Here is a 3890-nt window from a genome sequence, read left to right on the forward strand (position 1 = left end):
CGGCCGCGCCCAGGAAACGGGGCAGGTAGATCTTCTGCAGCAGCCGGATCATGGTGTTGCCGACCAGCGCCGTAACGCTACTTTCTACGATTATTACAAAGTAACCACCAGCTCCACGCCTTACGTTACGACCGTCCGCAATACCGCGCTGGTGAAATTCCTTGGCACCATCGACGCCAACAAGCGCTATTTCGCCGACGACTGGCCGGTATACCGCGAGGCCGACCGCCAGCTGATGCTCGCCGAGATCGCCAATGCGCAGAACCAGGATCCCACGGCGTACATCAAAGCCATCCGCGACAGGGCTTATGGCCCCGGCAACGATCCTTCGCCTTTCGTAAACGGCAGCAAAGACGCCAACGAGCTGGCCATCTTCCGTGAGCGCAGCAAGGAATTCGTTTTCGAAGGCAAGCGCTGGTACGATCTCCGCCGCATGAAAGTAGCCGGCGAGCCCATGGTCTACAAATCCGCCGCACATCCTTTCGGCGTGCTGGATAAAGCCACCCAGGGATACAAGATCCTCTGGCCGGTAGAACCCGCCATCTGGACCAACGACCCGCTAGTGAACCAGACGCCCGGCTACCTCACCGCCAAACCGCAATAACCCGATTATCATCACAACGATTCCAGAAATAAGCATGAAACATTTGCACGGACTGATTGCCGCTCCCTTTACGCCCATGGATGCGACCGGAGCTATTAACCTTAAACTGATCCCGGAGTATTACCGCCTGCTGAAAGCCAACGGCGTAACGGGCGCTTTCATCTGCGGGTCTACCGGCGAAGGGGTCTCCATGACCATCGCCGAGAAAAAAGCCGTTACCACCGCCTGGGCCGAATGCAAAAAGGGCGACAACGACTTCACCGTAATGCTCCTGCTCGGCGGCACCTGCCTGGCCGATTGTAAAGAACTGGCGCTGCATGCCCAGGCCGCCGGTATCGACGCGGTTTCCTTTACCGGGCCGTTTTACTTCAAGCCCGCCAGCGTGGAAGCCCTGGCCCAATGCTGCGCCGAAATCGCCGCCGTGGTGCCGGAAATGCCGTTTTATTATTATCACATCCCCGTCCTCAACGGCGTCCATTTTGCCATGATCGACCTGCTCAAAGCCGTCGGCGGCCGGATTCCCAATTTCGCCGGGGTGAAATATACGCACGAGGATTTCATGGATTTCCTTTCCTGCATACATTTCGGGAACGGGAAGTACGATATGCTCTGGGGCCGCGACGAAAATATGCTCTCCGCCCTCGCCATCGGGGCCAAAGGCGCCGTGGGCAGCACGTTCAACTATGCCGCGCCTTTATACCACCAGCTCATGGATGCCTTCGCGAACGGCGAACTGGAAAAAGCCGCGCAACTACAGCAGCAGTCGATCGATATGATCCGGTTGCTCGGCAAATACGGCGGCATCGCCACCGGTAAAGCATATATGAAACTGATCGGGCTGGATTGCGGAACGTTCCGGCTGCCCGTAACCAACATGAGCCAGGCGCAGTTCGCGCAGTTCAGGGCCGACGTGGAGGCGCTGGGCTTCGATCATTATAAATCCCGGCCGGAGGCCAAGACACATTCCTGATCATCATGCGATTCATCCGAGACATTCGATTCATGCTTACAGCCAGCCTGTTTTTTTCCTGGATCAATAAAGGGCAGGCGCAACAACCGAACCATATCCGATGGGATGTTGCCGCCAAACTGCCCGCATTGCCCGATGGCACCCCGCAACCTGGTGTTGCGGGGGCCTTCACGGGCGTTCACAACAACGCATTGCTCCTGGCCGGCGGCGCCAACTTTCCCGACGGCATGCCCTGGGCCGGAGGCGCCAAAGCCTACCGCAGCGAAGTGTACGTCATGCGCGGCGATACCGTGACCGCCTTCCCCCTCGGCAAACGCATCGCTTACGGCGCCAGCGCTTCCATAGCCGATGGCCTGGTGTGTATCGGCGGCGAAAACGAAGCCGGTCCCCTCGCGCAAACGTTCCTCCTCCAATGGCAGGGATCGCAGGGGCGGGTGGTCGCCAAAGACCTGCCGCCATTGCCTTTCCCGCTGACGAACGCCACCGCCGCAGCCATCGGCTCCACCGTGTATGTAGCCGGCGGAGAAAACGCCGACCGCGTATCCGATGCTTTCCTCGCCATCGACCTCTCCGCTCCCAACCCCTACTGGAAATCCCTCGCCGCCATACCGAAAGCACTGTCGCACAGCGTGATGGTGGCGCAGTCCGACGGCTCCAAAATGAAGCTTTACCTCATCGGCGGCCGCGCGCGCACCGTTTCCGGCATCACCGAACTGTGCTCCCAGGCCTGGAGCTACGACCCCGCCGGCAACCAATGGTCGCCCATTGCGCCCATCCACGACAATAACGGCGTTACTAACCTGTCCGCCGCTACCGCCGTGGCTACAGGCGCCAGCTATATCCTCGTTACCGGTGGCGACAAAGGAAACATCTTCCGCAACATCGAAACCCTCAACGCACAAATCGCCCATTCCGAAGGCGATGAACTGGCCCGGCTGAAAGCTGCCAAACTCGACATCCTCCAAAACCATCCCGGTTTTAATACCGATCTGTTGTTATACAACACCATCACCGACACCTGGACCGTTGCCGGACAGCTCCCTTATTCCCCGCCCGTTACCGCCACCGCCGTAAAATGGAACGGCGATATTTACATTCCCAGTGGCGAGATCCGCCCCGGCACCAGGACGGCCGACGTACTGAAAGGCTCCGTCAGCAAGCCTTCCTACTTCTCCACCACCGATTACATCGTACTTGCGTTGTATTTCCTGGGCCATCGGGCTGTGGACTTCCCGCCACCAGCATTCTACCGCCGATTATTTCAAAGGCGGCGAGAAGATTCCCGGATGGGCCACCGGGTTGAGTATCTTCGGCGCGAAGCTGAGCGCGATCACGTTCATCGGTATTCCCGCCAAAACGTACGCCACCGACTGGACCTACTTCTTCCTGCTCATGACCATCATCTTCTGCATGCCGGCCGTGGTGCGCTTCTTCATTCCCTATTACCGCAAACTGGGGGTTACTTCTTCTTACGAATACCTGGAAAAAAGATTTAGTTACGTTGTCCGTTCCGTGTCTGCCGGCATGTACATACTCCTGCAACTCGGCCGGATGGGCATTGTGATCCTGTTGCCTGCCATCGCATTGTCGGTGGTAACGGGGATAGACGTAAAACTGAGCATCCTGCTGATGGGCGCTGTGAGCCTGTTTTACACCGTACTCGGCGGCATCGAAGCCGTGATCTGGACGGAAGTGGTACAGGTGATTATCCTGCTGGCCGGCGCTTTGCTGGCGCTGATCCTCATCCCGCTGTCGCTGACGAGCGACGCGGCGGCCGTGACACAGACACTTGAACAATATAATAAACTGAAGGTGTTTGATTTCCGGCTTGATTTTTCTTCGGCAACTTTCTGGGTGGTGATCATCGGCGGGTTTACGCTCAACCTGATCCAGTACGGTTGCGATCAGACGGTGGTGCAGCGTTACCTCACTACACCGGATGAACAGACGGCCGTGAAAAGCCTCCGCCTGGGCGCCTGGCTGACCTTGCCTTCCACGATCATATTTTTCGCCATCGGCACGCTACTCTTTTTGTTTTACCGGGATCATCCCGGGCAGGTAAACATGGCGCTGGACGCGCAGGACACGATTTTCCCCTGGTACATCGTGACGCAGTTGCCTGCCGGGGTGGCCGGTTTGGTGATTACCGCCATTTTCGCGGCGGCGATGGGAAGTTTGAATGGCAGCCTGAACGGCGTGTCTACTGTTTTCGTAAATGATTTCCTGCGCCGTTTGTCGCCGGGGAAGGAAGATAAATTTTATCTCCGCTCCGCGAAGATCACCACTTTGCTGGTGGGGATCGCGGGGACGGGGATC

The 3890-nt window shown here is 57.9% G+C and carries 3 protein-coding genes and 1 pseudogene; all 4 read left to right on the forward strand.

What is annotated here, in order from left to right; translation table 11 throughout:
- A partial coding sequence (locus Q0510_RS14435) for a RagB/SusD family nutrient uptake outer membrane protein (protein WP_298713092.1) occupies positions 1 to 604 on the forward strand: 604 nt, incomplete at its 5' end.
- A gap of 34 nt (positions 605 to 638) precedes the next feature.
- Complete coding sequence (locus Q0510_RS14440; RefSeq protein ID WP_298713094.1) at positions 639 to 1574, forward strand: dihydrodipicolinate synthase family protein; 936 nt, start codon at positions 639 to 641, stop codon at positions 1572 to 1574.
- Between the two features lie 659 nt (positions 1575 to 2233).
- Positions 2234 to 2335, forward strand: a pseudogene (locus Q0510_RS14445) (hypothetical protein); the annotation flags it as partial.
- A gap of 538 nt (positions 2336 to 2873) precedes the next feature.
- On the forward strand, positions 2874 to 3890 hold a 1017-nt coding region (locus tag Q0510_RS14450; protein WP_298713098.1), incomplete at its 3' end, for a sodium/solute symporter.

Origin of the sequence: uncultured Chitinophaga sp. (genome assembly GCF_937874145.1) — a bacterium.
GTDB lineage: Bacteria > Bacteroidota > Bacteroidia > Chitinophagales > Chitinophagaceae > Chitinophaga.